The organism is Amycolatopsis sp. NPDC051061, from assembly GCF_040682935.1.
Taxonomy (GTDB): Bacteria; Actinomycetota; Actinomycetes; order Mycobacteriales; family Pseudonocardiaceae; genus Amycolatopsis.
Genome location: NZ_JBFBBZ010000004.1, coordinates 1 through 26480 on the forward strand (window position 1 = coordinate 1; position 26480 = coordinate 26480).

At 71.9% G+C, this 26480-nt stretch carries 25 protein-coding genes, 1 tRNA gene and 1 pseudogene; 12 read left to right on the forward strand and 15 right to left on the reverse strand.

Going from position 1 to position 26480, the window contains the following annotated elements; genetic code table 11:
• The 5 genes and pseudogenes from AB0N03_RS06425 to AB0N03_RS06445 form a co-directional block, all read left to right on the forward strand.
• Positions 1–291, forward strand: a pseudogene (locus AB0N03_RS06425) (hypothetical protein); the annotation flags it as partial.
• Complete coding sequence (locus AB0N03_RS06430) at positions 288–1547, forward strand: glycosyltransferase 87 family protein (RefSeq protein WP_364366312.1); 1260 nt, start codon at positions 288–290, stop codon at positions 1545–1547. The pseudogene AB0N03_RS06425 and the gene AB0N03_RS06430, both read left to right, overlap by 4 nt.
• Positions 1544–2980 carry an oligosaccharide flippase family protein gene (locus AB0N03_RS06435; RefSeq protein ID WP_364366315.1) on the forward strand — a complete coding sequence of 479 codons (1437 nt, stop codon included), beginning with the start codon at positions 1544–1546 and terminating at the stop codon, positions 2978–2980. Before AB0N03_RS06430 ends, AB0N03_RS06435 begins: the two co-directional genes overlap by 4 nt.
• The gene (locus AB0N03_RS06440; RefSeq protein ID WP_364366318.1) at positions 2977–4086 is read left to right on the forward strand and encodes a glycosyltransferase; all 1110 of its coding nucleotides are present in this window, start codon (positions 2977–2979) and stop codon (positions 4084–4086) included. Before AB0N03_RS06435 ends, AB0N03_RS06440 begins: the two co-directional genes overlap by 4 nt.
• Positions 4083–5201: a glycosyltransferase family 4 protein gene (locus AB0N03_RS06445; protein ID WP_364366321.1), complete on the forward strand. Its 1119-nt coding sequence runs from the start codon at positions 4083–4085 to the stop codon at positions 5199–5201. The genes AB0N03_RS06440 and AB0N03_RS06445 overlap by 4 nt, the downstream gene beginning before the upstream one ends.
• 15 nt (positions 5202–5216) lie before the next feature.
• Here AB0N03_RS06445 and AB0N03_RS06450 read toward each other — a convergent pair whose 3' ends face one another.
• Together AB0N03_RS06450 and AB0N03_RS06455 are read right to left on the reverse strand one after the other, a co-directional pair.
• Positions 5217–6608 (reverse strand): putative glycoside hydrolase family 15 protein, encoded by a 1392-nt coding sequence (locus tag AB0N03_RS06450; RefSeq protein WP_364366323.1) that lies wholly within the window; start codon positions 6606–6608, stop codon positions 5217–5219.
• Positions 6590–8020, reverse strand: coding sequence for an exopolysaccharide biosynthesis polyprenyl glycosylphosphotransferase (locus AB0N03_RS06455; protein ID WP_364366327.1), 1431 nt, complete (start codon positions 8018–8020; stop codon positions 6590–6592). Before AB0N03_RS06455 ends, AB0N03_RS06450 begins: the two co-directional genes overlap by 19 nt.
• Positions 8021–8338: 318 nt before the next feature.
• Here AB0N03_RS06455 and AB0N03_RS06460 point away from each other — a divergent pair, with 318 nt between their 5' ends.
• Complete coding sequence (locus tag AB0N03_RS06460; RefSeq protein WP_364366330.1) at positions 8339–9151, forward strand: glycosyltransferase; 813 nt, start codon at positions 8339–8341, stop codon at positions 9149–9151.
• 7 nt (positions 9152–9158) lie between these two features.
• On the forward strand, positions 9159–10487 hold the full coding sequence (locus AB0N03_RS06465; RefSeq protein ID WP_364366333.1) for an NAD(P)/FAD-dependent oxidoreductase: 1329 nt from the start codon (positions 9159–9161) through the stop codon (positions 10485–10487).
• Here AB0N03_RS06465 and wecB read toward each other — a convergent pair.
• Positions 10457–11629, reverse strand: a complete 1173-nt coding sequence (gene wecB / locus AB0N03_RS06470) for a UDP-N-acetylglucosamine 2-epimerase (non-hydrolyzing) (RefSeq protein ID WP_364366336.1) — start codon at positions 11627–11629, stop codon at positions 10457–10459. The two genes, AB0N03_RS06465 and wecB, sit on opposite strands and share 31 nt — an antisense overlap.
• Positions 11630–11797: 168 nt before the next feature.
• Here wecB and AB0N03_RS06475 point away from each other — a divergent pair, with 168 nt between their 5' ends.
• Positions 11798–12739 carry a lysyl oxidase family protein gene (locus AB0N03_RS06475; RefSeq protein ID WP_364366339.1) on the forward strand — a complete coding sequence of 314 codons (942 nt, stop codon included), beginning with the start codon at positions 11798–11800 and terminating at the stop codon, positions 12737–12739.
• A 196-nt stretch (positions 12740–12935) separates the two neighbouring features.
• Here the strand turns inward: AB0N03_RS06475 and AB0N03_RS06480 are convergent, their stop codons facing one another.
• Positions 12936–13295: a hypothetical protein gene (locus AB0N03_RS06480; RefSeq protein WP_364366342.1), complete on the reverse strand. Its 360-nt coding sequence runs from the start codon at positions 13293–13295 to the stop codon at positions 12936–12938.
• 304 nt (positions 13296–13599) lie between these two features.
• Here AB0N03_RS06480 and AB0N03_RS06485 point away from each other — a divergent pair, with 304 nt between their 5' ends.
• Positions 13600–14025 carry an Asp23/Gls24 family envelope stress response protein gene (locus AB0N03_RS06485; protein ID WP_364366344.1) on the forward strand — a complete coding sequence of 142 codons (426 nt, stop codon included), beginning with the start codon at positions 13600–13602 and terminating at the stop codon, positions 14023–14025.
• Between the two features lie 85 nt (positions 14026–14110).
• Positions 14111–14872, forward strand: a complete 762-nt coding sequence (locus tag AB0N03_RS06490; protein WP_364366347.1) for a toll/interleukin-1 receptor domain-containing protein — start codon at positions 14111–14113, stop codon at positions 14870–14872.
• Here AB0N03_RS06490 and AB0N03_RS06495 read toward each other — a convergent pair.
• The 5 genes from AB0N03_RS06495 to AB0N03_RS06515 form a co-directional block, all read right to left on the reverse strand.
• Positions 14774–15493: a hypothetical protein gene (locus tag AB0N03_RS06495; protein ID WP_364366350.1), complete on the reverse strand. Its 720-nt coding sequence runs from the start codon at positions 15491–15493 to the stop codon at positions 14774–14776. The genes AB0N03_RS06490 and AB0N03_RS06495 overlap by 99 nt on opposite strands.
• Positions 15490–18018: a tetratricopeptide repeat protein gene (locus AB0N03_RS06500; RefSeq protein WP_364366353.1), complete on the reverse strand. Its 2529-nt coding sequence runs from the start codon at positions 18016–18018 to the stop codon at positions 15490–15492. The genes AB0N03_RS06495 and AB0N03_RS06500 overlap by 4 nt, the downstream gene beginning before the upstream one ends.
• 215 nt (positions 18019–18233) lie before the next feature.
• Positions 18234–18359, reverse strand: coding sequence for a hypothetical protein (locus AB0N03_RS06505; protein ID WP_364366356.1), 126 nt, complete (start codon positions 18357–18359; stop codon positions 18234–18236).
• Between the two features lie 193 nt (positions 18360–18552).
• Positions 18553–18780 (reverse strand): SDR family oxidoreductase, encoded by a 228-nt coding sequence (locus tag AB0N03_RS06510; protein ID WP_364366359.1) that lies wholly within the window; start codon positions 18778–18780, stop codon positions 18553–18555.
• Between the two features lie 339 nt (positions 18781–19119).
• Positions 19120–19192, reverse strand: a tRNA-Asn gene (locus AB0N03_RS06515).
• Between the two features lie 124 nt (positions 19193–19316).
• Between AB0N03_RS06515 and AB0N03_RS06520 the strand changes: the two genes are divergently transcribed.
• The gene (locus AB0N03_RS06520) at positions 19317–19529 is read left to right on the forward strand and encodes a hypothetical protein (RefSeq protein ID WP_364367179.1); all 213 of its coding nucleotides are present in this window, start codon (positions 19317–19319) and stop codon (positions 19527–19529) included.
• Here the strand turns inward: AB0N03_RS06520 and AB0N03_RS06525 are convergent.
• The 3 genes from AB0N03_RS06525 to dnaG are packed head-to-tail and all read right to left on the reverse strand — an operon-like array spanning position 19526 to position 22771.
• Positions 19526–20287, reverse strand: a complete 762-nt coding sequence (locus AB0N03_RS06525) for a trans-aconitate 2-methyltransferase (protein WP_364366362.1) — start codon at positions 20285–20287, stop codon at positions 19526–19528. The two genes, AB0N03_RS06520 and AB0N03_RS06525, sit on opposite strands and share 4 nt — an antisense overlap.
• Positions 20288–20331: 44 nt before the next feature.
• The gene (locus AB0N03_RS06530) at positions 20332–20853 is read right to left on the reverse strand and encodes a hypothetical protein (protein WP_364366364.1); all 522 of its coding nucleotides are present in this window, start codon (positions 20851–20853) and stop codon (positions 20332–20334) included.
• A 1-nt stretch (position 20854) separates the two neighbouring features.
• Entirely contained in the window at positions 20855–22771 is a 1917-nt protein-coding gene (gene dnaG / locus AB0N03_RS06535) for a DNA primase (RefSeq protein ID WP_364366367.1), read from the reverse strand.
• 32 nt (positions 22772–22803) lie between these two features.
• Here dnaG and AB0N03_RS06540 point away from each other — a divergent pair, with 32 nt between their 5' ends.
• Positions 22804–23757 carry a sigma-70 family RNA polymerase sigma factor gene (locus AB0N03_RS06540; protein WP_364366370.1) on the forward strand — a complete coding sequence of 318 codons (954 nt, stop codon included), beginning with the start codon at positions 22804–22806 and terminating at the stop codon, positions 23755–23757.
• On the opposite strand, the gene AB0N03_RS06545 is transcribed toward AB0N03_RS06540, so the two are convergent.
• The 3 genes from AB0N03_RS06545 to AB0N03_RS06555 form a co-directional block, all read right to left on the reverse strand.
• Positions 23729–24499 carry a hypothetical protein gene (locus AB0N03_RS06545; protein ID WP_364366373.1) on the reverse strand — a complete coding sequence of 257 codons (771 nt, stop codon included), beginning with the start codon at positions 24497–24499 and terminating at the stop codon, positions 23729–23731. The genes AB0N03_RS06540 and AB0N03_RS06545 overlap by 29 nt on opposite strands.
• 62 nt (positions 24500–24561) lie before the next feature.
• Positions 24562–25128 (reverse strand): carboxymuconolactone decarboxylase family protein, encoded by a 567-nt coding sequence (locus tag AB0N03_RS06550; protein WP_364366374.1) that lies wholly within the window; start codon positions 25126–25128, stop codon positions 24562–24564.
• A 22-nt stretch (positions 25129–25150) separates the two neighbouring features.
• Entirely contained in the window at positions 25151–26464 is a 1314-nt protein-coding gene (locus AB0N03_RS06555; protein ID WP_364366377.1) for an MFS transporter, read from the reverse strand.
• Positions 26465–26480 lie beyond the last annotated feature (16 nt).

The window sequence follows — 26480 nt, forward strand, 5'->3', positions numbered from 1 at the left end:
GCGGCGGGGCGCCACCGGCCGGGGGGGGTCGTGCGGGAGGACGATCCGGCGACCGCCGACCGGCTGGCCGTCCTGTGCCGCGCGGCCGGCCGTCCCGTCCGCGTGCTGCCCGTGCGCCCGGACCTCGTGGAGACCGCCGCGAAACTGGCGGCGGGGCTGCCGGACGGCGAAACCGGAGCCGGCTCGTCGGTGGTGGCGGTGGCGCCCCGGCGCCACGGGCACGACGAGCTGACCGCGGCCGTCGGGGTGCTGCCGGGCGACGCCGTGCTCGTGGCGGTGGTGCTGGCATGAGCGTGCGACAGCGGGTCGTGCTCGTCGTCGCGGCCGTCGCCGGGGTGCTGGGTGCCTGGCACGCGCTCGCGCCGTCGTGGCAGGTGCCGCTGCCGACGCCCGCCGACCTGGCGGAGGAACGGCTGCAGGACTTCCGCGACGCCCTGTACTTCCCGATCCGCGAGTTCCTCGCCGGGGGCAACCCGTACGACCCGGCCGCGATGTTCGCGCACTGGCCGGTGCGCCAGGACTTCAACCTCTACCAGCCCTACCACCTGCTGCTGCACGCGCCGTTCGCGCTGCCGGGCTACCGCGTCGGCGCCGTCGCCTTCTCGGTGTTCTCGTTGCTGCTGCTGGTCGCGCTCGCGGCGTTGACGGCACACTCGGTCCGGCGGCACCTCCAGGTGTCCTTTGTGGTCACCACGGTCGTCGTCTCGGCACTCCTGGTGACGAGCCAGGTCGGGAAGGCGCAGCTCTACGTCGGCCAGATCAACCCGCTGATCGCCCTCGGCGCGGCGGGCGCGTTGCTGGCGCGGCGGGACCGGCCGGGGTGGGCGGCGGTGGCGCTCGCGCTGGCCTGGCTGAAGCCGCAGTACGGCTTCCCGCTGGCCGTCCTGCTCTTCGCCCGCGGCTCGCGCGGGGTGGCGGTGCGGGGCACCGCGTTCGCGGCGGTCGCCAGCCTTCCGGTCGTGGCGGTCCTCGTGGTGCGCGGTGGCGGGATCGGGCCGTTCCTCGACGTCGTCGCCGCGAACCTCACGCACGCGCGCGGCACCGGCTACGGCGCCGTGGACTCCCTGACCGCGCAACGGATCGACATGGCCGCGGTGCTGTTCCGCGTCACCGGCTGGGCACCCTCCGGCGTCGAGCTGGTGGTCCTGGCCGCGGTGCTGGTCACGAGCGTGCTGCTGGCCCGGCGCCTCGACCGGGTCTCGGCGACGCCGGTCGCCGACCTGGTCACGTGCCTCGCCGTGGTCGTCTGCGTCGTGCACCAGCCCGGCGACGTGCTCATCGCCGTACCCGCGATGGCGGCGACGGCCGCGCTGTGGTGGCGCCACCACGCCGAGCCGGGCTGGGGTCCGGCGGGCTTCGCGGTACTGACGCTGGCGATCCCCTTCGCGCATCTGTACACAGTGGACACCGCGATCGCTTCGCCGCTCGGGCCGCGGGCGGCGGTCACGCTGGACGGCGCCGCGGTCGTCGTCGCGTGGTGCCTGCTGGTGTTCGCCGCCGTCCGGCTCACCCGCGGCTCCGCCGCCCGGACCCCGGTGGCCGCATGACCGGCACGCTCGGGAGCCGCGCGGTCCGCGGTTCCCTGTGGCTCGGCGTGGTCAACCTCGTCAGCAAGAGCAGCCAGATGCTGGTCACGCTGGTGCTGGCGGCCCTGCTGACCGAGGGGCAGCTCGGGGCCGTGGCGCTGGCGGTGGCGCTGGTCAACCTCGGCCAGGTGGTGCAGTCGATCGGGGTGTACGACGTGATCGGCCGCACCGAGCTGGACCCGCGCCGGATGGCGGGCACCCTGCTGACGCTGAGCGTGGGCGCCGGGCTGCTCCTGGCCGTCGCCCTGGTGATCGCCGCCGGTCCCCTCACGGTGCTGCTCGGCACCCCGGAGGCCGCCGATCTGGTGCGCCTGGCCGCGCTCGGCCTGCCGTTCTCCGCAGCAGGCGGCGTGCAGATGGGCTTGATGCACCGGGAGCTCGACTTCCGCCGCCGGATCCTGCCCGACGGCGGTGGCGCGGTGCTGGGCGCCGGGCTGACGGTGGTGCTCGCCCTCTGCGGGGTGGGACCGGTCTCGCTGGTGCTCGGCCTGGTCGGCACGGCGGTGGCGCAGCCGCTGCTCGGGACGCTCGTCCGCGGCGGGGTGCGCCCGCGCTGGGACATCGCGGCGGCCCGGGAAGCCCTGCGGTGGGTCGCGGTGGTCGGGCCGGCCGCGATCGTGTCCGCCCTGCTGGTCAACCTCGACTACCTCGCGGTGGGCCACGTCCTCGGACCGGCCGCGGTCGGCGTCTACTCGCTGGCCTACCGCCTCGCCTGGGTGCCCTACATCATGGTGGCGGTCGTGCTCGGCGCGGTCGCCTTCCCGGTGTTCACGCGGTTGCGGCGCGAGGGCCGACCGCTCGGTGAGGCCGTCGCCCGGTTCACCCGCGCGGTGCTCGTCGTGACCGGCGGCCTCTACCTCGCGCTGGCCCTGCTCGCCGACCGCGTCGTGCTGCTGGGCGCCCGGTGGGCGGCCGCGGCGGGTCCGCTCGTGCTGCTGTCGGGCTACGGCGCGGGGATCTGCCTGCTGCAGATCTGGTACCAGGCGGTGAAGGCCACCGGGCACGTCCGGCGGTACCTGGCGCTGGAAGCGACCCACCTCCTCCTGCTCGCGGCCGGGCTGGCGCTGCTGACCTCCGCCGGCATCGGCGCCGTCGCCGGCGTGCAGCTCGGCGCGGCGTGGCTGGTGGTGCCGCTCGCCTGGCTGGTCCTGGACCGGAGCGGGGTGGCCCCGTCGCGGGCGGAACTGGCCGGCGTGGCCGCCCGCGTCCTGCTCGCGGGCGCCGCCGCGGCCGTGCCCGCCGTCGCGCTGGCCCACGCCGGGTGGTTCGGGGCCGCGGGTTCCCTGCCGGGTGCCGTCGCCGAGGCCGCCGTTCTCGTCGCGGGCTACGCGGGCGCGACCTGTCTGCTGCAGCGGAACGCTCTCGCCGAACTGCGCCGGGGTGGCCACGGATGAGAGTCGTGCACGTTTCGCAGCCGGTGACGGCTGGCGTCGCCGTGGTCGTGCTGGAACTCGCGGTGGCGCAACGAGACCGGGGCTGGTCGGTGACCGTGGTGTGCCCGCCTTCGGGACGGCTGGCCGAGCACGCCCGCGAACTCGGCATCGACGTCCGCGGCTGGCCGGCGAGCCGCTCCCCCGGCGTGCGGTCCGCCGGCGAGACGCTGCGGCTGCACCGGCTCCTGACCGGCCTGGACCCCGATGTCGTGCACCTGCACAGTTCGAAGGCCGGGCTCGCCGGCCGGCTGGCCGTGCGGGGCAGCCGGCCCACCGTCTTCCAGCCCCACCTGTGGTCGTTCGAGACCGCGAAGGGACCGCTGCGCCGGGTGACCGCGGCGTGGGAGCGCTTCGCCTCCCGCTGGACCGATCTCGTCGTGTGCGTGAGCGACGACGAGCTCGTCGCCGGCCGGGCCGCCGGCGTGACGGCCGGAGCCGAGGTGGTCTGCAACGGCGTCGACACCGTCCGGTTCTCCCCGGGCGACCGCGCGGCGGCCCGCCGGCGGCTCGGCCTGCCCGGCCAGGTCCCGATCGCGGTCTGCGTCGGCCGGCTGGCCGAGCTCAAGGGCCAGGACCAGCTGCTGTCGGCCTGGCCCGCCGTGCTGCGGCGCGTACCGGACGCGAAGCTCGTCCTCGCCGGCGACGGGCCGATGGGTGTCGCGTGGCGGGAGCGGCACCCCGTGGCGAGCCACGAATCCGTGCGGTGGCCGGGACACACCGACGAACCGGCGGCGTGGTACACCGCCGCGGACGTCGTCGTCCTCCCGTCCCGCGCCGAGGGCATGGCCCTCGTACCGCTGGAGGCGATGGCGTGCGCGCGGCCGGTGGTCGCGTTCGACGTCGGTGGCGTCCGCCAGAGCGTCTCCACCGCGGGCGCGGTGCTGCCACCCGGGGACCTCGACGGCCTCGCGGACGCGGTCGCCGCGCGCCTCGCCGACCCGGAACTGGCCGCGCTCGAAGGCAAACGGGGCCGCCGCCGGGCGGAGGAGTCCTTCGACCGCGGCCGCATGACCGACCGGATCGCCACCCTCGCCGACCACCTCTACCGCTCGGAGCATGCCTCGTGACCCGCATCGCCTACCTGCTCACCCAGGACCGCGGCGGCCCGGTCGACGTCACCGTCCGGCTGGCCGCCACGCTGGCGGGATCCGGCGTCGAGGTACGGGTCTTCGGACCCCCGCCCGCCCGCGGCGCCGAGCTGATCGAGGGCCGGCACCAAGAGCTGCGGGTCGCCGACAAGGAAAACCTCGCGGCGGCCGGCCGGGCACGCGACGCGATCCGCGCGTGGCGGCCCGACGTGGTGCACGCGCAGGACCGGCGCGCCGGGCTCGTGATCGCGGGCCTGCGAGCCGGCCGCGGCCCCCGGCCCACACTGGTCCAGACCTATCACGGCGTACCGGACGACGTGGCCGAGCCGTGGTTCCGCGGCGGGCGCGCGGCCGGCCCGTCCGCGTACACGAGGACCGTCCTCGCGGCGGACGCCGTGGTCGCCCGCCTCCTCGACCGCACGATCGTGCCCGCCGAGGCGATGGGCGGGTTCCTGCGCCGCCGCTTGAAGGTGCCCGTGGCCCGGCTGGCGCACATCGACAACTGCGTCGAACCCGCCGAGCCGGTCCCCCCGCGCGGACCCGTGCGGAACCTGGTCTTCGCCGGGCTGCTCGTGGAACGCAAGGGGATCCTCGACCTCCTGGCCGCGTTGGCCGTTCCCGGCGTGCTGCCCCCGGACGCCCGGCTGACCGTGGTCGGCGACGGCCCCCAGCGCGCCGAGGCGGAGCGCGCCGCGCGGGCGGCCCCGCTGGCCGGTCGGGTCACCTTCCTCGGCTTCCGGCCGGACGTCCCGGCGCTGCTGGCCGAGGCGGACGCGCTGGTCCTGCCGTCCTCGATGGAGCAGCAGCCGCTGGTGGTGGCGGAGGCGATGGCGGCGGGCAAGCCCGTCGTCGCCACCGCGACCGGCGGCGTGGCCGACATGCTCGACCTCGACGGCGGACCGTCCTTCCTCGCCCCACCCGGCGACGTCACGGCGCTCGCCGACCGGCTGCGCGCCCTGTTCGCCGAACCGGACCCCGGCCGCGTCGGGCGGCTTCTGGCCGAGCGCGCCCACGCGCGGTACCGGCCGGAAGCCTGCGCGCGACGGCACCTGGCCCTTTACGAAGAGCTGGCCCGGATCCGGTCTCGAGCGTGACCGGACCCGGCCGGATCAGGCAGGCACCGGCCGAGCACGCCCCCGCGCACAGTCGGCCGGAACCCTGCGCACCCCCGCGCTCGCCAAGATTTTCGCCGGCGAGACGAGCACGATCCCGTCCGCGGCCTCGAGCGTGATCGGGGCGGGTGCCGGGCTCGGCGTAGTCGGCGGCGGCGAGGTCGGTGGCGAAGTCGGCGGCGGCGAAGTCGGTGGCCGCGAGCCGGGTTCCGCCAGCCCCTCGGGCGGAGTGACCGTCTGCGTCGCCGCGGTGGTGTTCACCGCGACCCAGCCGTGGCTGAACGTCCGCGTCCAAACGCCGTTCGGCAGGCGGCCGGCCGCGTCCACCGCCTCGCCCAGACCGCTGTCCTGCAGGGCCGACCACTCGGGGTCGCGGTAGTCGTCGGTGGTGGCCCGGGTCCAGCAGGTCCGGGGACCGGCGAGCAGGGCGGCACTCGCGTACCCGGCCCGCTCCTCCCGCGTGTTCCTCGTCCGCGTCACCAGCAGCAGCATCGACTCCCCCAGCGCCGCCTGGGCGCGCAGCTCCTGGAACTCGTTGCCCCGGAACGTCAGGAGACCACCGGTGCCGCCGTCTTCGCGGAACCCGAAGTTCTCCTCCATCGCGCCGCCGAAGCGGGAATGCGCGGTCCAGCGGCCCGGCACCAGGTGCGTCTCGGACACGTTGGGCACGAGGAGCTTCCCCGCTTTCGTGAAGGCGTCGCCGACGCGGGAGAGGAACGCGTCGAGGCCGTCGCGGAGCTTGCGGTCGGTCTCCGCGACGTTCGCCGTCCCGGCGAGCACCGCCGGCGAGTAATGGCTCAGCGAGTTGAAGTCGTTGTCCGCGAGGATCCCGTCCCAGCCTTCGCGGGTCGTCTCCCCGACGACGGCGTCGGTCCAGGCCTGCTGGTAGTCCGGGTTCCAGACGGCCATCTGCCAGTGCTTCGGGTAACCCTGCCACTCGATGCGGCGGCCGCGGTCGTCCGTGGCGAACCAGTCCGGGTGCTTCTCCTGCGCGGCGACGTAGCCGATGCCGCTGGGCAGGAACGCGGCGTCCCGGCCGCCGTCGACGGCGCCCGGGTAGTTGCGGGTGCTGGAAAGGTCCTTGTACACGAGCACCTTGACCGCGGGGTTGAGCTCGTGCAGCCGGTGCATCGCCGCGCTCTGGTCGGCGTTGAGCACGACGACCTGGTACCGCTTGGCGGCCAGCTCGATCTCGCGGGACGTCGGCGGCTGACCGATCCCGTACCACCACGCGCACGGCGCCAACGGCTTCGGCGGCGGCACCGACACCTCCTGCGCGGAGCTCGTCACGCACCCGGACAGGCAGCCGGCCACCAGGACGAGCACGCCGGCCCACCCCCGGAGGCGGGTGGTCGCCGGGATCCGGCGCATCAGCGTTGCCTTCGGCACAGCAGTTCTCCCACGGTGAGGATGATGATCTTCACATCCAGCCAGAGCGACCAGTTGGCGATGTAGTAGTTGTCGTAGCGCGCCCGGTCGGCGATCGAGGTGTCGCCGCGCAGGCCGTGCACCTGAGCCAGCCCCGTCAGCCCGGTCGGGACGCGGTGCCGGGCCTGGTAGAGGTCGTGGACGGCGGAGAACTCGTGCACGAACACCGGTCGTTCCGGCCGGGGTCCGACCAGCGACATGTCGCCGCGCACGACGTTCCACAGCTGGGGCAGCTCGTCCAGCGACGTCCGGCGCAGGAGCCGGCCGACGGGACCGACCCGGCTGTCCCCGGCGACCGACCAGCGGACCTGCGAATCGTCCACAGCGGACGGCCGCACGCTGCGCAGCTTGTAGAGCACGAAGGTGCGGCCGTCCATCCCGACCCGCACCTGGCGGAAGAAGACCGGGGAGCCGCTCTCCACCAGGACGGCCAGCGCGCAACCGGCGATCACCGGGGCGAGCACGAGGAGCGCGGCCGCGGCCAGCGCGGTCTCCACGAGGCGCTTGACCCACCAGCTGAGCCGCCGGGTCGGCGCGCCGCCCAGCCACACCAGCGGGTAGCTGCGAAGCCGGTCGACCCCGGGTCCGTCGGAACAGAGTTCGAACAGGTGCGGCAGCACCAAGGTGACGCACCCGGACCGGTGGGCGCTGATCGCGGCGTCGACGACGGCGCCGTCGCGGTCGTCGCCGGGGGCGAGGATCACCGTGCCCGCGCCCAGCCGGGAGATGGCCTCGGTGAGGTCGTCCCCGATCGTCTCGATCGGCAGGCCGGCCGGCGCCGGATCGCCGCCGGACACGGCGATACCGACCGGGAGCAGCCCGAATTCCGGGTGCTCGAGCATGGTGCGGACCAGCTCACCGGCGAGCGGCCCGGATCCCACGACGACGGCCCGGTCGCACCGCCGCAGCCGGCGGCGCCCCCACCGCCCGAGCGCGAAGACCAGCGGGCGGACGCTTTCGCCGAGCGCGAAGAAGAGCAGGACGACCTCCTGCATCTCCGCCGTGCCGGTGCCGTCCATGCCGGAGGCGAGCCCCACGCCCGTCACGAGCGCGAACGCGAGGGCGGCGGTGGTGACCGACCGCGGAAGGTCCTGCAGCCAGGAAAGCCACAGCCGGCGGCGGTGCACCCCGCCACCCACCCGGACGCCCGCGAGCGCCACGGCGGTCACCACGGCACCGGCGAGGCCGGGGCCCGTCCGCACGACCGCGACCAGCCAGGCGGCGCAGTCGACGGCGACCAGCAGCACGGCCACGGCGTTGATCCGGGCCAGCAGCGGGCGCGGGCGCGCCGGTTCCCCCGACCGGGTGGTCGGCCGGGGGCGGCGCGGCAGCGGCGGCACGCCGGCGAGGACCGGGTCCTTCAGTTCGGTCATCGGCCTTGGCCTCTTCGGGAACGAACGGGGGCGGTGGTGGTCATTTCTTCCTTTTTCTTCACGACTCATCCATTCGGGGAGATCCCTGTTCTTTCGAGTGAATTTCGCGTCCGCGGGCGCGCTTTCCACCCGACCGGGGAGCCAGGGAAACCCATTCCGGTGACCCGGAGAAACACCGTGTAGTTCTGATGACGTCCATCCTTCCGGGGGACCTTCGAGGCCGCTAAAGAAAGCACACAACATAGCCGAATACGTCGTGACGGCCGCGCGATGCTCGACGCCGGTCGGGTGACAACACGATCGAACAAAGGAACCGTGGTGCACGAAGAAACCACCTTGGCCACGCCGGCGGAACCCGACCGCGCCACGAGACGGACCGTCGGACGGGCGCACGTCGTGTTGCCCGCGTACAACGAGGAAGCGTCGTTGCCGGCGTTGCTGCGGCGGCTCGCCGAGGTGGCCCGCACCGAGCAGCTCACCGTCTGGGTCGTCGACGACGGCTCCGCGGACGCCACGGTCGCGGTGGCCGAGTCGGGCGTCGACGGCCTCGACGTCCGCGTGGTGCGGCACCTGGTGAACCTCGGCCTCGGCCGCGCCGTGCTGTCCGGGCTCCGAGCGGCGCTCGAGGAGGCCGGTCCCGGCGACTCCGTCGTCGTCATGGACGCCGACGACACCCACGATCCGGCGCTGATCCGGGCGCTGCAGGCGGAAATCGACGCCGGCGCGGACGTCGCGATCTGCTCGCGGTTCGTCCCCGGCGGCGACGACCGGACCGCCCCGCTCGGGCGGCGGGTGCTGTCGCGAGGCGCGGCGAAGCTCTTCCACCACGCCCTCGACGTCGACGGCGTCCGCGACTTCACCAGCGGGTACCGCGCGTACCGCGCGTCCCTGCTCACCCGTGCCTCCGCCCACTGGGGCGAACGGCTCATCGAGGAACAGGGTTTCGCGTGCATGGTCGAGCTGCTGCTCAAGCTCCGCCACTGCCGGCCGGTCATCACCGAGATCCCGCTGGCCCTGCAGTACGACCGCAAGCAGGGGCCGAGCAAGCTCAAGCTGCGGCGGACCATCGTGCAGTACCTGAAGTTGCTCGCCCGCGACCGGCTCAGCCCGGCGCCCTTCCGAAAGCTGTGACCCACCGGTGACCCAGTCGACCACCACCCCGCACGTCGTCGTCATCGGCGGCGGCATCTGCGGCCTCGCCGCCGCCCACCGCCTGGCCCGCCGCGGCGCCGAGGTGACCCTCCTGGAGGCCGGCGACCAGCTCGGCGGCCTCGGCACGTTCTTCCCCCACGGCGACCGGTGGGTCGAGCGGTTCTACCACTGCATCATGCCGTCCGACGCGAGCTTGCTGGCGTTGCTGGACGAGGTGGGCCTGAAGGATTCGGTCCGGTGGCAGGACACGACGATGGGCATGGTCGTCGACGGCCGGCGGTACCCCTTCAACTCCGCCGTCGACCTCCTGCGGTTCACCCCGCTGCGACTCCACGACCGCGTCCGCTTCGGCGTCGTCTCGCTCCTGCTGAGGCGCCTGGGCCGAGGACGCGACCTCGACGAGCTCCGCACCGAGGACTGGCTTCGCAGCCTCTACGGCGATGTCGTCTGGGAACGGCTCTTCGCGCCGATGTTCGGCTCCAAGTTCGGGCCGTCCTTCGGCGACGTGCCCGCCCTGTACCTGTGGCAGCGGCTGGGCCGCGAGCGCAACGTGGCCGAACGCGGCTACCCCGCCGGCGGCTACAAGGCCGTCATCGACGCGATGCGCGCCGCCATCGAGCGCGCCGGCGGAACCGTCCGCACGTCGACCCCGGTGCGCCGGCTGCACAGCATGGGCGACAGCTCCATCCTCACCCTGAACGGAGGCGAGGTGCTCGGCGCGGACCACGTGGTCTCGACCGTGCCGCTGCCCCTGTTGCGGCGCATCGCCGACGAGGCGCTCGCCGCCCGGCTGCCCCGCACCGACCTGCCCTACCAGGGGGTCGTCACCGCCGTGTTCTTCCTCCGCCGGCGGCTGACCGAGCACTACTGGACCCCGGTGCTGCGTTCGGGGACCGAGTTCGACGGCGTCGTCGCGATGTCCGAGCTGGCCGGCACGGAGGCGAACGGCGGTCACCACCTCGTCTACGTCATGCGCTACACCGATCGCGATTCGCAGCTGTACATCGACGACGAGGCCGGGATCGCGGCACGCTGGACGGCTCAGCTCAGGGGCCTCTACCCGGAGCTCGGCGCCGAGGACATCGAGGACGTGCGGGTGTTCAAGGCGCCGTTCGTCGAGCCCGTGTACCCGCTGGGTTACCTGTCCCGACGTCCCGTCGTCGCGGTGGAGGACACGAACCTGCTCCTCGCGACGACGGCCCACGTGTACCCGGAGGTCACGAGCTGGAACTCCAGCGTCGCGCTCGCGAACGACGTCACCGGCCGGATCACGGCCGGGCTCGATCAGCCCGCGGTCACCGAACCGGTCCGGTGAACCAGGACTTCGCCGAGCGCCGCCACGATCCGGGCGGCGGCCGTCCCGTCCCCGTACGGCGACGGGTGGTGCCGAAGGCGCTCGCGGTGGCCGGCGACGTCCTCGAGCCACCGAGCGGCCTCCTCCCCGATCCGCGGTCCGGCCGGCACCAGCACGCCGAACGTCCCGGCGATCTCGGGCCGCTCGGTGCTGCGCCGGACCACGATCACCGGCCGCTTGAGCACGCTCGCTTCTTCTTGGATGCCCCCCGAATCGGACACGATGACCGCCGCTTCCGCGGCCAGGGCGAGGAACGTCGTGTAGGACTGGGGTTCCAGCACGACGAGGGGTTCCAGGAGCCGGCCCAAGCCGAACCGGTCCACGCTCTTCGCGGTCCGGGGGTGCAGCGGGAACACCACCGGCACCGGCAGCCGGCCCAGCTCGCCGAGGATCACCGCCAGCCGTCCGGGATCGTCGACGTTCTCCGGCCGGTGGATGGTGGCCAGCGCGTAGCGGTCCCGCGCCAGGCCCTGGCCCGCCAGGACGGCTTCGCGCTCGCGGTCACCCGGGAGCGCGGCCCGCAGCGCTTCCACGACGGTGTTGCCCGTGACCGCTATCCGGTGCGGGGGCACGTTTTCCGCCAGCAGGTTCGCGCGGTTCAGCTCGGTCGGCGCGCAGCACAGGTCGGCCAGGTGGTCGATCAGCACCCGGTTGTGCTCTTCGGGCATCGCGCGGTCGTGGCTGCGCAACCCGGCTTCGACGTGCACCAGCGGCAGACCGTGCGTGTTGGCCGCCAGCGCGCCGGCGAGGGCCGAGGTCGTGTCGCCCTGCACGACGACCACCCGGCCGGGGTGCGTCGCGAGGACCTCGTCGACGGCACTGATCGTCCGGCCGAGCTGGTCCCCGCGACGGCCGCCGCCCACGCCCAGCTCGTGGAACCGGTTCGACGGCGGGAGATCCGCGCGGATGCGCGAGTAGAGAGACTCGTCGTAGTGCTGTCCTGTGTAGACGACGGAACATTCGTCGCCGAACAGCCGCATCAGCGGGGCCAGCTTGATGAGTTCCGGGCGGGTCCCGCACACCAGCGTCGCACCCCCGACGGCCGCCAGGACCACCTCGGGACAACTCGTGACCACTTCCCGGAAATCAGCGGTTGCCGACATGAACTTCCTTTGCGACGACGATGGTTCGCCCGCACGTTACTCACCGAACCCCCGAATCCGGTGGCGACTCAGTCCATTGAGTGACCCGCGTGCGTCGTTGCCCGTCACGGCGACCTAGGCACTCCTAGAATCACCCCGATCGGAACACCGGACAGGACGGTCCAGCTCTTGCTCAAGAAACTCGTGGTACTGGCGGCCGTGGCGATGGTGGCCGCGGGCTCGTCGTCGGCTCCTCGCGCCGATGCGTCGCCCACACTGCTCCTGCCCGATCTGCGCCAGGTTCCCCCCGGCTGCGCGAGCGGCGAACCGGGCGACCTCTCACGGTGCGGCAACTGGGACGTGTGCCTGGTCGTCGACCCGGCCGCGCCCAACGGGCGCTGCGTTCCGCCCACCGCGGCGAAGGCCGCCCGGCTGCGGTTCACCAGCTCGGAAGAAAACATCGGCGACGGGCCCTTGCTGCTCTACGGTCGCCGCGACAGCACGCAGCAGGACAAGATGTCCGTCCGCCAAGCGCTGCGCAACAGCGGTGACGGCTCCATACCGCAGGACTACGCGTCCGCGCAGCGTGCCACCGGAGCCTTCACCTACTACGAACCCGCTCGGGCGCACCAGCACTGGCACCTGATGAACTTCGAGCACTTCGCGCTGGTTTCCCCGGCGGGCAAGACGGTCGTCACCGACCGCAAGAACGGCTTCTGCCTCGGCGACCGGTACCCGGTGGCCGACATCGACCGCCTGGCCCACGTGCCCGGCGACACCGGCGCGGACGCCGAACTAGCCGGGCGCCTGCACGACAACATGTGCCGCCACCACGAACCGACGGCTCTCGAAGTGCTGGAAGGCATCTCGGTCGGGTCGGGCGACGACTACAAGTACAACGTCGATTTCCAGTGGCTGGACATCACCCACGTGCCTTCGGGGACCTACGACCTCGTCAACACGGTGAACGACGACCGGACGCTGGCGGAGAAGAACTACCGGAACAACTCTTCTTCGGTCTCGGTGTCGATCCGGTGGCCACAAGGCGCGCCGGGACCGAACCAGGCGATCACGGCCGCGCCGGTCGTCGAATTCCTGCGCGCGTGTCCCGGTGAGCCGCGCTGTCGGTGACAAAAGGAAGCGGCGGTCCCGGAGCCCGGGACCGCCGCCGCACGTGTTCGTGATGATGTCGGGTGGGGCCGGTCCCCATCTCCAGGCGGAGACCGGTCCCACCCACACCGGCGTTGCTTCGCGTCGATGCGAACGCCGGATTTCCGTGCTCCCGGCCGGCTTCCGAACACACAACGGGCAGCCGGGGCACGGAGGATCAGTTGCCCTGGCTCGTTCCGCCGTCGGCCACGCCACCCGAGGCGCAGTTGTACGGCGACTCACCGCTGGCCTCGTGCTCGCCCGGCGACAGGATCGGCACGCCGATGCCGTTGAGCGAGTGACGGATCGGCACCTGGACGCCGAGCACGTTGACGTCGTTGTCGCACAGGCCGACCGTGCCGTTGACGTTGTGGAGCGCGTCGGTGTTGTCCAGGTTGAGCAGGCCGAGCTGGCTGGTGACGTCGCGGCCGTGGCCGTGGTCGTCGTGGCCCGACGGCGTGCCGGCGGCGGCGACCCCACCGGCCAGGAACGCGCCCGCCGCCGTGGCGGCGACGACGAAGCCGAACTTCTTCAGCATGAATTACTCCTCGATTGGCGATTTGGTGAGGCGGTCCGGCGGCGAAAGGTGTGTTCACCGTCCCGCCTGACGGAAATTACTGACGTGGCCCCGATCACTCCACTTGGTTCACCAATCGGGTGGGTCCCGCGGGCCGCCGACCGGGAATAGTTGACTCGATTGGGGCCGGGCGGTTTATCCCGGCACGCGCGGCCGGCACCGAGACCGGCGTCACACGATCAGGTCGTGACGATCACCGGCCGGCCGGGTCTGGACAGCGAGGACTTCCACCCAGGCAAGCAGATCCGGCCCAAAGGAGCACACGATGTCGACCCAGGCAGCCACGAAGACCCCCGTCCCCTCCACGCAGGGCTCCACCAGCATCGCCGACACGGTGGTGTCGAAGATCGCCGGACTGGCCACGCGCGAGGTGTCCGGCGTGCACGCCCTGGGCGGCGGCGCGGCCCGGGCGTTCGGCGCGCTCCGCGAGCGCATCCCCGGCGCGACCGCCTCGGCGAGCCAGGGCGTATCGGTCGAGGTGGGCGAGCGCCAGGCCGCGGTCGACCTGCAGATCCTCGTCGACTACGGCGTGTCCATCGCCGACCTGTCGCGGTCCGTGCGCCGCAACGTGATCACGGCGGTGGAGCAGATGACCGGGCTCGAGGTGGTCGAGGTGAACATCACGGTGTCCGACGTGCACCTGCCAGGCGACGACGAGGGCGGCGCCCCCAAGCCCGACCGCGTCCGGTGACCTCCGGCTCAGGATCAGCAGCGCCGCGACGGCACGGCCACGTCGAACCGGTTGAAAGAGGCTGATCGAACCCTTAAATACTTGCATGTCTCATGTCTTCCTCAGCTACTCCCGGTCCGACCGAAGGCTCCTCGACCAAGTGCGGGACGACCTGCGTACCTCAGGCGTGGAAGTCTGGTCTGACCGTCGGCTGGGTCTGGGTGGCTCGTGGATTGCCGAGATCAGTGCCGCGATCGGCGACGCGCGAGCGGTCCTTCTCCTGGCCACCCCGGCAGCCCTGGCGTCACGGTGGGTGATGCGCGAGGTGGAGGCCGCTCAGTTGCTCGGGAAGCCGATCGTGCCGCTCCTGGCCGAGGGGAGCCGGTTTGGTGACTTGCCTGCCGGCCTGGCCGGAATCAACGGGGTCGATTTGGCTGACGGGTACGAAGAATCGATGAAGGTGGTCGTGGGCGCGTTCGCGAACGTGGAGCCGGCCTCCGAAGGCGAAAAGTTCCCGGCGACGCTGCCCGTGTTGTTGCTGCTGACCGCGGCCGACACCCTGGCAAAAGTCGTCACGGAGGTCGCCCGGTCGGTCGGGCTCGCTGTAGTGCGCCCTGACCCGTCGGCCGCCGATGTGCTCGAGATCGCTGCCGGGGCGCATGTGATGGTGATCGACGGGCGATTGCCCGTCGACTGCGGATTCCTTGCCGGTTACGTCGCGGGCAAGGGCGGACGAGTGGTCTGTGTGACCGAGCCGTCCGGACGCGGGTCAAGGTGGACTGGCGTCAGATTTTGCGGGCGCGACGTCGTAGAACTGGAACGGGAGATCTGCGTTGCGGCCTTTCTGCCGGTTCTCGGTAGGGCTTAGCGGACCCGGCTCGCCAACGGCGCTGCGCAACAGCACCGCTAGGGCGCGCGCCGCCGGAATGGGCAGTTCGCCGCGCCGTGTCGCCCGCTGCCCGCGGGCCCGGGACGCCACTATCTGATCGTTGGCCCCCGGGACGGTTCTGCCGGCCAGGAGGGTGATCGTCGGTCCGGTGGACGCCGGGGTCGAACGGTGGAAAACGCCCGCTCGGAGGCAGTAGTAGGTATCGCCTGCCTCGTACAGTGTTCGTTGCTCGGTCTGCACGGTGACGGTCCGCCCGGTTGCCGCTATCCGGTCGAGTGGCCCGGTGCTCTCGACGTCGAGAAGGTGCTGATCGCCTTCAGAAGAGTCAGTCACGGCGAAGACCTCGTTGAAGAGGGCGCCGGCGATGACTTCGCTGGTGAGGTGCCAACTGTGGCAATGAACCGTCGGGGCGGCTTGGCCGTCCTGCCAGATGTGTCCGCACACGCCGAGCCCGGGGGTGCGCAGGAGCGGGATGCAGACGAACTCCAGCGGGTGCGCGACGGCGACCGGTTGCCGGTCTCCCGCGAGTACGGTGTCGAGGATCGCGCGCGCCAGCGCCCGCAGGTCGGGAGACGACTTCGCGCTGGCGGAATCACTCATCCGATGTCCTCCAGCGCCTGCCGGGTCAGGGTGACGTCCGGATGTTCGGGTCCGAGGATGCGGCCCTGATCGTCCAGCAGATGCGTGAGGACGGCCCGCTGGGCGGCACGGTCTCCGGCGGCGCCGGTCCAGTGCGCGAGGTTGTACCGGGTGCGCAGGGTGTGCGGGTGGTCCTTGCCCAATGCGCGGGTCTGATCGGCCAGCAGGTCCGCGGTCAGGTCGCGGGCGCGGACGAGTTGTCCGCTGTGACCCAGTGACTGGGCGAGGCTGTAGCGAGTGCGCAAGGTATGTGGGTGGTCGTGGCCGAGTATGCGGGTGCGAATGGGCAGCAGTTCCTCGAGCATGGCGCAGGCCGCGACATAGTCTCCGGTTTGTCCCGTCCGGTAGGCGAGGCTGTGTTTCGTCCGCAGCGTGTCGGGGTGTCCGGCACCCAGAATCCGTTCTCGCCGCGCGAGTACGTCTCGAAGACGAGCGCAGGCGCCGTCCGGGTCGGCCGCCTCGCCGAGCCAGTACGCGGAGCTGTGTACGGCCCGGAGCGCCTCTGGGTGATCCGGCTCTGCTGTCTGCACCCAGAGTGCGACCACCTCGTCGAACAAGACGACCGCCGTCGAGAAGTCGCCGGACTCGCCTGTCCACTGGGCTTGGCTGTGGCGCGAGCGCAGGGCGTCCGGATGGGTCTCATCAAGGACCCGGGCCTGGTCCTCGATCAAGCCGGCAAACGCGGCCAGGGCCTCGAGCGGGCGCCCGATCTCGCCGGTCCATTGGGCGCTCCAGTGCCGCAGCCGCAGAGACCGGATGCTCTCCGGCGCAGGAGTGATGCGCAGGTGGTGCTCGATGTGCGGGCGTAGCCGCAGCCAGGTCGCGATCTTGTCGGCGTCGGCAGGCGGGGTCGGGACGGCTGCCAGCAGGAGCGCGGCGGCGGCCCCGGCCCAGTCGGTGGCCGCGCTCTCAGGCTCGGTGCTGTCCCGGGTCACCGCTTGGATCAGCCGGTGCACCGTCGCGTCCCGGCCGGTGACCGTGGCCAGCCCGTACCCGGAGAGGGCACTCACGGCGTCCAGGTAGACGATCTCAGAAGCGAAGACGGCGCCGACCCGATCGGCGACCGGCCGCGGAACGCCGTCGACCGGCTCCCTGCTCAGCAACAGGTCCAAGGGCACCATCTCCGGTCCCAGCCACGCCAGGACGTTGAGGACCGTTTGGGCGTTCTCGGGGATCATCTGGAACGAGACCTCCCACGTCGTTCCGACCCTCAGGTCGTAGTCCGGTGCAAAGCCCAGCTGATTGAGCCGGGCCCGGTGCTCCCGGTAGAGCCGCAAGTACTCGGCCAGGCCGATCGGGTTCTCCGCGACGTAGGAGCCTGCCTGGTGCAAGGCCAGCGGCAGGCCTCCCAGTTCTTTGACCAGATCGCGCGCGGCCGGCGCATCGTCGTCGCGGCTGGTGTCGAGCAGGAGTGCCGCACCGACGTTGTCCGGCAGTGGGGGAACCGGCAGGACCATCCTCGGGTCGCTCCACGACTGCGTTCTACTGGTCACGATGACGTCCCCGGTTCCCTCGGGGGGAATCAGACCCCGCAACCCGGACTGGCGGGGCACATTGTCGAAGATCAGCAACCATCGGCCGCCCCGGTTGGCCAGCAGCACGTGGGCCAGCTGGACCGGTTGCTCCAGCCGCTGCACCTCCGATATCCCCAGGGTGGTCAAAAGCCCGCGGAAGTCGTCCACTGCCAGCTCGGCTGTCTCCGACCGGATCCACCAAATCAGGTCGTAGCGCACCTGGTTGTGCACGCCGTACGCGCGGGCAAGACTGGACTTGCCGATGCCGCCGATGCCGGTGAGAACACGGATCACAGGGGGTGCGACCGCATTGCGGGCCACGCTGAAGAAGCTGTCCGACAGCCGCGCCAACTGGCCATCGCGGCCGACAACGCGCGCCATGCCGAAAAGCTGACTGGTGATGACCCGATCGGCTGATGGGACATCAGGCCCTGCGGGCCGATGGTTCGGCCGGACGTCCCCTTTCGGGGCATAGGTCAGCAAGTCGATGGTCGGGGTGCCGCGTACCTTCGCGATTACGAGATCAGCCACCTGCTCGGGTGTCAGATCAACGGCGTTCAGGTAACCCACGGTGTCGAGCAGACCGGGAATTTCGGTCTGGTCGAAGCGCACTGGCAAAATGTACTCGGTCGCGCTGCGGATTGCCCGCGCCTGGATACTACGGCGTTCGTGGGTCGTCCAGATCTTGTCGGCGTAGTCGGAAGACACGAACATCACGCAGAAGCGCGCTTGTGTGCGGAACACTTCGTCCAGGTGGGCTACAAGGTCCTCGCCCCATAGTGCTGCGGTCTCGTAGCGGTCGTAGAAGACCCGCACCGCCTTTCGGTGCAAATGAGCAGCCACCTGGTCGACGTAGCCACGCTGCTCCCCGGCGAAGGACAGACACACGTCATATTTCGTACTGCCCTCAGGACCACCGGAAACGCCCATCGCAAGCCCTACCTCCCAGCCCATGGTCTCCGCGAGGACCACCTCGGGTCAACCATCACCGGACTCCGCCGCGGCTGTAACCGACGGCGCCCGTGTGACGACTGACGCGCCGTGCTGCTCATGACTTGCGGGCGAGCGGATCGGATGAACGAATGACCGAGCTGGCCGCTACAGCGTCCACATCGGACACAACCTGCTGCAACGGTTCGACCGGCTGCTGAACGACCTCGCGGCCGAACTCGCCAGAGCGCTTCGAGTCACCACGGAGAGATCCCTTTCGCGTCGAGGAAGCTGCCGGTCGGATCCGCCGGGGTGAACCGCGCGGCCCGCACGATCGGCGCCGCACCGGCCTCGACGGGCTGCACGCCGGGCAGCGAGTTCATGCCGGTCGCCGTGGGCCCGGGTCGACGACGTTCGAAAGGGCCGCTTTCGATGCCGTGTAAGGGATTTCGACGAGACGAGACTCCAGCGACGACGCCGTGGGCGGACTTTTCCAGCAGGGCAGGAAGGCATGCATAGCCTGGACCACGCGATGATGTTGGTGTCGAAGACCGTCCGCGCGTAGGCGGCGGTCACCTAGGCCACCGGCTTCAGCGCCGGTCGGACAGCGGCGTTGTTGACGAGCACGTCGAGGTGCCTCTGTTCGCGCTCGACGAGCGCGGCCGCCGCGGCCACGGAATCGTCATCGGTGACGTCGAGGGTGAGGGGCCGCACTCCCAGCTTCGCCGCCGCGTCGGCGGCTCGCCGCCTTGCCCGGTGGCCTCCGGGGCTACCTGGTGCTGATGGCGATCGTGTCGGGACCACCCCGGTCGCAGCTCGCGGTCGCCCAGCCTCTGGCGCTCGACAAGACTGTGACGACCTACCTCCTCGAAGCCGAGGGATTACTCACCCGGCGGCCGGACCCCGTCGACCGCCGAGCGCGTCACGTGCTCACCACGGAAAGGGCACCCAGGCGCTGACGGAGGCCCGGGAGCGTCTGGGCAAGGCCGAGGCCCAGCTGCTGGCCGATCTGGACCCGGCCGAAGAACAGCAGCCGCGGACACTGCTGGAGCGGGACCGGTCAGTGGACGATCGTCAAAATCGACACCACATCGCCCCGGACCCCGGACACAAAGAAGCCCAGGCCGCTGGCCTGGGCTTTTGCTCCCCCGCTTGGACTCGAACCAAGAACCCTCCGGTTAACAGCCGAATGCTCTGCCAGTTGAGCTACAGGGGAATGTTGCTCACTTCCGGTGCCGGTCTCTCCGACCGACGAGAAGAACTTTAGCCCATGCCCGCACACCCTCCGCACCCACCCCCCACTTGGCGCAACCGCGCCCTGCGGCCGGTTTTCCTGGACAATGGACAGTCGGACGACCTACCGACGGAAGGCGTGGACGCGGATGAAGAAGTTCCTGCTGGGGGCAGGCCTGGGGTACGTGCTGGGCGCCAAGGCAGGCCGGGGGCGGTACGAGCAGCTCGTGCGCACCTACCGCCGGGTCGTCGACCATCCCATGGTCCAAGGTGCTGCCGGTGTTGCGCGGGCCAAGATCAGCGAGAAGGTGCGCCGCTAGACCTGGCCCACGACGAACACGCGGCGGAACTCGAACCACGTCGTGCCGTCGGGGCGGGCCGGGTATGCCGAAGCCAGCCGCGGGGCCAGCTCGGTGCGGAACTGCTCCCACTCCGCGTCGGACAGGACCGCGCGGATCGGGCGCAGTGCCGTTCCCGTGATCCACTCCAGCACCGGCGACGGGCCCCGCAGCGGCTGCACGTACGTCGTCTCCCAAGCGTCGACGCCGCAGCCCTCGTCGGCCAGGAGGTTCGCGTACTCCAGTGGGCTCGAGACCGCGTCGTCCTCGCGCAAGACGACCTCGGCCAGCCGGGACGACCACGCCGGGGACGCCGCCAGTTCCCGCGTCAGCGAGTGCGACGGCGCGTTGAAGTTGCCCGGCACCTGGACCGCCAGGTACGCCCCCGAGGGCAGCGAGGAAGCCCAGCGGCGGAGCAACGAACCGTGGTCCGGCACCCACTGCAGGACGGCGTTCGACACCACGACGTCGGTGTCCGGCGCCGGCTTCCAGTCGCGGACGTCGAGCAGCGACGCGTCGAGACCTCGGGCGCGCGCGGCCGTCACCATTTCCGGTGAGCTGTCGCCGCATTCCAAAGCAGCCGAAGGCCAGCGTTCCCGCAGCGAAACCGTCAGGTTCCCCGGACCGCACCCCAGGTCGACCACCCGGCGCGGAGCGGGAGCGCCGATGCGGGCGACCAGGTCGTAGAACGGCCGGGCCCGCAGATCGGCGTAGTCGAGGTACTTCTCGGGATCCCACACGGCCGCCTCCAAAAAGTACGCTTGTACTGAGTACGAGCGTACTGTTACCCGGCGGGGTTGACCAGCTTCGCGGCGGCCTGCTCGGCGATGACCGCGACCAGCTCGGCGTCGGTACCCGGGTCGGGCCGGACCTGCAGGACGCTGCCGTCGCGGCCGGGCACCTTGCGCTGCACGAACCACGCGCCCCCGGCCCCGATCTCCTGCCGGTGCCGCGACCGGATCGAGCCCTCGACGCGCTGGTAGGCCTCGCGCGGCACCTTGCCCGGCGCGGCCAGCCGGAAGCGGACCGGCGGCAGGTCCGCCAGCAGGATCGCCGCGCCCGCCGCGCCGACCTCGGCCGACTCGGTCAGAGTGAACACGCCGTCCGCCCAGGCCGCCTTGCCGACGAGGTGCCAGCCGACGCGCCGCGCCCCGCCGTCGGAAGGGACCCACAGCCCGAGCTGCGTCACGACCAGGTACCCACCGCCCTCGACGGGGGCGCTGTCGACGACCTCTTCCCCGGGCGAAAGCGAACCGGAGAAGTCCGAAGGCGTGCGGTCGCCCAGCAACCGGCGCAGGAAACTCATCTCAGCCCCACGCGCCGGCGGCCGCCTGCTCGCCCAGCGACTTCTTGTACTGCTCCAGCGCGACGAGGTCGCCGAACAGCGCGCGGTAGTCGTCCGGCGCTTCGACCGGCGAGAGCCGCTGCAGCTTCCCCTTGATCTCCGCGATCTGCCGGCCGACGAGCCCCTCCTGCAGCCGGGCGAGGATCGAGGAGATGTAACGGGAGTCGACTTCGTCCTTGGCCTGCAACGGTTCCACGGCCAGCTCGGACAGCACGCGCCGGACCGTCCCTTCCGGACAGTGCGGGGCGGCCGCGTCCAGCAGGGCCGGGCCGGTCAGGCCCGAACCCGCGCCGCCCGCCTTGAGCACGGCCTCGTGCACCGCGACGTACACCGGGTGCGTGAACGCCTCCAGCGGCAGCGCGTCGTACTCCGGCCCGGCGATCGCCGGCTGCTGCAGCGCCGCCTTCAGCGCCTCGCGCTGGACGGCGAACCGCGGGTCCTTCGGCGCCGGGCGGGCCACGTCCTGGGGCGCCGGAGCGTCCGGGGCGGCGCCGACGCGCGCCGGCTGCTTGAGGGGCGCGCCGCCGCGCCGGTCGGTCGCGCCCGCGCTGCCGCGGACCCGGTTGACCACCTGCGCGACGTCCTGCCAGCCGACCCACCAGGCGAGCTTCGACGCGTAGCCGTCGCGGGCCGCGCGGTCCTTGATCGATGCGACCATCGGCACGGTCTTCTGCAGCGCCGAGACCTGGCCGTCGACCGAGTCGAGGTCGTAGTTCTTCAGCGTGCTCCGGATGACGAACTCGAACAGCGGGGTCCGCCGCGCGACCAGGTCCTTCACCGCGCTGTCGCCCTTGGCCAGGCGCAGCTCGCACGGGTCCATGCCGTCCGGCGCCACCGCGATGTAGGTCTGGCCGGCGAACGTCTGGTCGCCCTCGAAGGCCTTCAAAGCAGCCTTCTGGCCCGCTTCGTCACCGTCGAAGGTGAAGATCACTTCGCCGCGGAAGGCGTCGTCGTCCATCATCAGCCGGCGAAGCACCTTCATGTGGTCTTCGCCGAACGCCGTGCCCGACGACGCGACCGCCGTCGGCACGCCGGACGCGTGCATCGCCATCACGTCGGTGTAGCCCTCGACCACGACGACCTGGTGCCGCTTCGCGATCTCGCGCTTGGCCAGGTCGAGGCCGAACATGACCTGGGACTTCTTGTAGATCGGCGACTCGGCGGTGTTGAGGTACTTCGCCGAGATCCGGTCGTCGTCGAACAGCCGCCGCGCGCCGAAGCCGACGACCTCGTTGCCGACGTCGCGGATCGGCCAGACCAGGCGCCGGTGGAAGCGGTCCATCGGGCCGCGCTGGCCTTCCTTGGACAGCCCCGCCGTCAGCAGCTCCTTGACCTCGAAACCCCGCGTGAGCAGGTGCTTCGTGAGCTTGTCCCAGCCGCCGGGGGCGTAGCCGCAGCCGAACGTCTTCGCCGCGGACGCGTCGAACCCGCGCTCGGACAGGAAGTCCCGCGCGGTGCGCGCCTCGTCGGTGCCCAGCTGCTCGGCGTAGAACTCCTGGGCCGCGCGGTGCGCCTCGATCAGCCGGCTGCGGCTGCCGCGGTCACGCTGGATCGTCGCGCCGCCGCCTTCGTAGGTGAGCCGGAAGCCGATCCGGTCGGCCAGCCGCTCGACGGCCTCCACGAAGGTGATCAGGTCGATCTTCTGGACGAACTTGATGACGTCGCCGCCCTCGCCACAGCCGAAGCAGTGGAAGGTGCCGTGCGTCGGGCGGACGTTGAACGACGGGGTCTTCTCGTTGTGGAACGGGCAGAGGCCCTTCAGGCTGCCCCCGCCGGCGCGGCGCAGCGCCACGTACTCCCCGACGACCTCGTCGATCCGGTTCCGCTCGCGCACCTCCGCGATGTCGCTGTCCCGAATCCGTCCTGCCACGTCACCCACTCTAGCCGCGCCGTTTGCGGCACACTCGGGGCATGGTCTCCACGCCCACCGCCCAGGACACGCTCGCCGAGGAGTTCGCCGCCCACCGCGGTCACCTGATCGGGGTCGCCTACCGGCTGACCGGCACGCGCGCCGACGCCGAGGACGCGGTCCAGGAGTCCTGGCTGCGCCTGGCCGGCCTGGACGATGCGGGCCGCGCGGCGATCCGCGACCTGCGGGGCTGGCTGACCACCGTCGTCGGCCGGATCTGCCTCGACCGGCTGAAGTCGGCGGCGGCCCAGCGCGAGAAGTACGTCGGCAACTGGCTGCCCGAGCCGGTCGTCACGCCGTTCGGACGCCCGGTGAGCGAAGACCCGCTCGACGTCGCCGTGCGTGACGACGGGCTGCGGATGGCCGCGCTGGTCGTGCTCGACAAGCTGACTCCGGAGCAGCGCGTCGCGTTCGTGCTGCACGACGCCTTCTCGGTGCCCTTCGCGGAGATCGCCGACGCGCTCGGCGTCTCGGTCGACGCCGCGCGCCAGCACGCGTCCCGCGGCCGCAAGGCCCTCGCCGACGCCGACCCGGCGCCGCGCGTGCCGCTTGAGGAACAGGCGAAGATCCTCGAGAAGTTCGTCGTCGCGTTGCAGGCCGGGGACATCCGGGCGATGACCGAACTGCTGGCCCCGGACGTCGTGCTCGTCGGCGACTCGAACGGCAAGGGCCGGACCACGCGCCAGCTCATCGTCGGCGCGGACAAGATCGCCCGGTTCTTCGTCGGTCTCACGAGCAAGTACCCGCCCGGGGTGCTCACCGGCGGCAAGCCGGTGCTCGTCAACGGCGATCTGGGGGTCTACCTCGCTCCGCAGCCGGGCCAGGACGGCTTCTTCGCCCTCGACGAGCACGTGCAGGCGATGACCGTCCGCGACGGGAAGATCGTGGCGATCTACGACGTCGTCAATCCGGACAAGCTGACCCGGATCACGCGTCCCGCCGCCGCGCCTGAGTGATCCCGGCGGCCAGCAGCACGGCGGCGAAAGCGCCGAAGTAGGCCAGGGCCCAGCCCGGGCTCAGCGGCGAGTCCGACAGGACGGCCGCGTTCCCGCCGTCCCGGCCGGCGTTGGCCTCCCCGCTGCCGCTGAGAAACTTCGTGACGGCGTTCAGCGGCATCCACCGGTGGATCGCCTGCCCCGCCCGGGGGATCAGCTGGACGACGTTCTCCGCCATCAGCGGATAGGCGACGAGCAGCGCGACCGTGCCGGCGGTGTGGCGCACGAGCAGGCCCACCCCGACCCCGCAGACGGCGGCCAGCGCGAACACCGGACCGGTGCCGGCGACGATCGTCCAGTCCGCGACGCTGTCCAGCGCCAGGTCGGCGTCCGGGGCGAGGACCCGCGCGACCAGCCAGGCCGTGAACGCGGCGGCCTCGCCGAGTCCGAACGCGAACCCGGCGACGACCACGGCTTTCGCGACCAAGGCCGGCCACCGGCTCGGTACGGCCTGGAAGGTGCCGTGGATCGTCCCGGAGTGGTACTCGCTCGTCACGGCGAGCGCGGCGGCCACCAGGACGGCGACCATCCCCAGCTGGTAGCCGAACTGGGTGCTCGCGACGGTGGGCGGCAGCCGCGACTCGGTCGCCGTGAGGGCGGTGAGCGCGGCGGGGGCGGCCAGCGCGACGAGCGCGAAAACGCCGCACACCCAGGGCGTGGCGATGCTGAGGAGCTTGATCCGTTCACTGGCGACGAGGTGCATGCCGGAACGGTCCCGCGGCGGACCCCGGTTCCGCGTCCGCCCGGGGTCCGATTCCCGGGGTCCTACGGGAGCGGGACGCGGCAGGCGTCGCCCGAGGTGAAGCCCTGGTCGACGATGCCGAGCGCGCTGTTCATCCGGGCGCGCGAGTTCTCCAGCGCGATCTGGTAGGTCAGTTCGACGACGCCGTCGCGGCCGAACTCGCGCTCGAGTTCGGCGACCTGCTCGTCGGTCACGGTGGTCTGCTCGCCGGACATCGCGTCGGCGTAGGCGATCGCGAGCCGTTCCGGCCGGCTGAACGCGGGCGAGGTCGCGTAGTCGTCGATCTTCTTGAGCCGCTCGATATCCAGGCCGTCGTGCTTCTGCAGCATCGTGCCGAAGTCGACGCACCACGAGCAGCCGATCCGGGTCGCGACGCGGTAAACGGCGAGCTCGCGCACGTTCGCCGGTACCTTCTTCGACGCCCGCTCCACCATCAGCTCGTGCACAGCATTGGCCCGCAGCAGGCCGGCGTGGTGCGCGGCGACGGCCATCGGCTCGGGCACCGCGCCGTAGCGCCGCCCGGCGATCCGGTAGACCAGTTTGAGGAACGGGCCGGCTTCGGACGTCTTCTTCGCGGGAATGCGAGGCATCAGCGTTCTCCTTCGTTCGCGGTCACGAGGAGGACGAGACCGCTTCGGGAGACGTGACAGCGGGAGCGGTGACGCAGGCCACGAGCATGATCGCGGCCGCCGAAGCGAACACGACGGTGAGGCCGGCGGCGCCGAGCCCGCCGGTCGTGGCCAGCGCGAGCCAGCCGAACACCGCCGCGCCGGCCAGCCCGCCGGCCTGCCGGGCGAAGGTCAGCGAACCCAGAGTGACGCCCATCAGGTCGCGCTTCGCCCGGGTCTGGCCCAGGACGGTGTACGCGGACGTACAGACCGCGAAAGCCGCGCCGATCGCGAACAGCCCCGGCGCGAGGAGCCACGGACTGCCGTCCAGAGCGGCCGCGACGGCGACCGCGGCGAGCCCGGCCAGGCCGAGCAGGCAGCCGGACCGGCCCCACGCCGTCATGTCCGGGCGTCGGCGGGCCAGCGCGGCGAAGGACGCGGAGAGCGCGAGCTGCCCGGCGGTCATCGCGACGAGCAGCAGGCCGGTCCCGGCCGCATTCGCGCTCAGCGCGGCGACCAGCGCCACGTAGGTGAAGGTGCCGTAGAGCGCCGCGCCGGCCAGGCCGTTGACGACCACCGCGCGCGCCAGGACGGCGTCCGCGAAGACCTTCGGCGAGATCAGCGGGTTCGGCGTGCGGCGCTGCCTGCGCACGAACAGGAACCCCGCGCCCACGGCGACCACCGCCAGGATCGGCGTCCACAGTGGACTGCGGGCGAGGGCGTCGACGGTGCCGAGCGCGACGACCGCCGACCCCGCGGTCACGAGCACGAGGCTGCTCCCGGCGTCGAACTTCTCCTTGGTGCGGTGCGGTTTCGCGGGTAGGCCGCGCAGGCCCAGCACCAGCGCGGGCACGCACAGCGGGAGGTTGACCAGGAAGATCCACCGCCAGCCCGGGCCGGCGGCGAGCAGCCCGCCCAGCGGCGGTCCGCCGAGGGTGGCGGCCGCGAAGACCGCCGTCTGCCAGCCCTGGCGGCGCAGCAGCTCGTCCCGCTCGAACAGCTCGCCGAGCGCGCTCATCGCCGTGACGATCAGCCCGCTCCCGCCCAGGCCCTGCAGCGCACGGGCGGCGATCAGCGAGCCGAGGCCGGGCGCGGCGGCACACCACGCCGAGGCCGCGGCGAACACGAGAACCGAGCCGGCGAAGGAGATCCGGCGGCCGTACAGGTCGCCGAGCCGGCCGTGCAGCGGCGTCGCGACGGTGAGGGTGAGCAGGCCCGCGGCGGTCACCGCGACGAGGCCGGTACGGGCGTGCAGGTCTTCGCCGACCGACGGCAGCGCCGCGGTGACGATCAGGCCGTCGAGCTGGGCCATGGCCATGCCAAGTAGGAGGCCG

Bases quoted from the DNA above. Each gene is read 5' to 3' on its own strand.
- AB0N03_RS06430 (WP_364366312.1), top strand. From the start codon at position 288: ATGAGCGTGCGACAGCGGGTCGTGCTCGTCGTCGCGGCCGTCGCCGGG.
- AB0N03_RS06435 (WP_364366315.1), top strand. From the start codon at position 1,544: ATGACCGGCACGCTCGGGAGCCGCGCGGTCCGCGGTTCCCTGTGGCTC.
- AB0N03_RS06440 (WP_364366318.1), top strand. From the start codon at position 2,977: ATGAGAGTCGTGCACGTTTCGCAGCCGGTGACGGCTGGCGTCGCCGTG.
- AB0N03_RS06455 (WP_364366327.1), bottom strand. From the start codon at position 8,020: ATGACCGAACTGAAGGACCCGGTCCTCGCCGGCGTGCCGCCGCTGCCG.
- wecB (WP_364366336.1), bottom strand. From the start codon at position 11,629: ATGTCGGCAACCGCTGATTTCCGGGAAGTGGTCACGAGTTGTCCCGAG.
- AB0N03_RS06480 (WP_364366342.1), bottom strand. From the start codon at position 13,295: ATGCTGAAGAAGTTCGGCTTCGTCGTCGCCGCCACGGCGGCGGGCGCG.
- AB0N03_RS06485 (WP_364366344.1), top strand. From the start codon at position 13,600: ATGTCGACCCAGGCAGCCACGAAGACCCCCGTCCCCTCCACGCAGGGC.
- AB0N03_RS06490 (WP_364366347.1), top strand. From the start codon at position 14,111: ATGTCTCATGTCTTCCTCAGCTACTCCCGGTCCGACCGAAGGCTCCTC.
- AB0N03_RS06495 (WP_364366350.1), bottom strand. From the start codon at position 15,493: ATGAGTGATTCCGCCAGCGCGAAGTCGTCTCCCGACCTGCGGGCGCTG.
- AB0N03_RS06505 (WP_364366356.1), bottom strand. From the start codon at position 18,359: ATGAACTCGCTGCCCGGCGTGCAGCCCGTCGAGGCCGGTGCGGCGCCG.
- AB0N03_RS06520 (WP_364367179.1), top strand. From the start codon at position 19,317: ATGGACAGTCGGACGACCTACCGACGGAAGGCGTGGACGCGGATGAAG.
- AB0N03_RS06530 (WP_364366364.1), bottom strand. From the start codon at position 20,853: ATGAGTTTCCTGCGCCGGTTGCTGGGCGACCGCACGCCTTCGGACTTC.
- AB0N03_RS06540 (WP_364366370.1), top strand. From the start codon at position 22,804: ATGGTCTCCACGCCCACCGCCCAGGACACGCTCGCCGAGGAGTTCGCC.
- AB0N03_RS06545 (WP_364366373.1), bottom strand. From the start codon at position 24,499: ATGCACCTCGTCGCCAGTGAACGGATCAAGCTCCTCAGCATCGCCACG.
- AB0N03_RS06550 (WP_364366374.1), bottom strand. From the start codon at position 25,128: ATGCCTCGCATTCCCGCGAAGAAGACGTCCGAAGCCGGCCCGTTCCTC.
- AB0N03_RS06555 (WP_364366377.1), bottom strand. From the start codon at position 26,464: ATGGCCATGGCCCAGCTCGACGGCCTGATCGTCACCGCGGCGCTGCCG.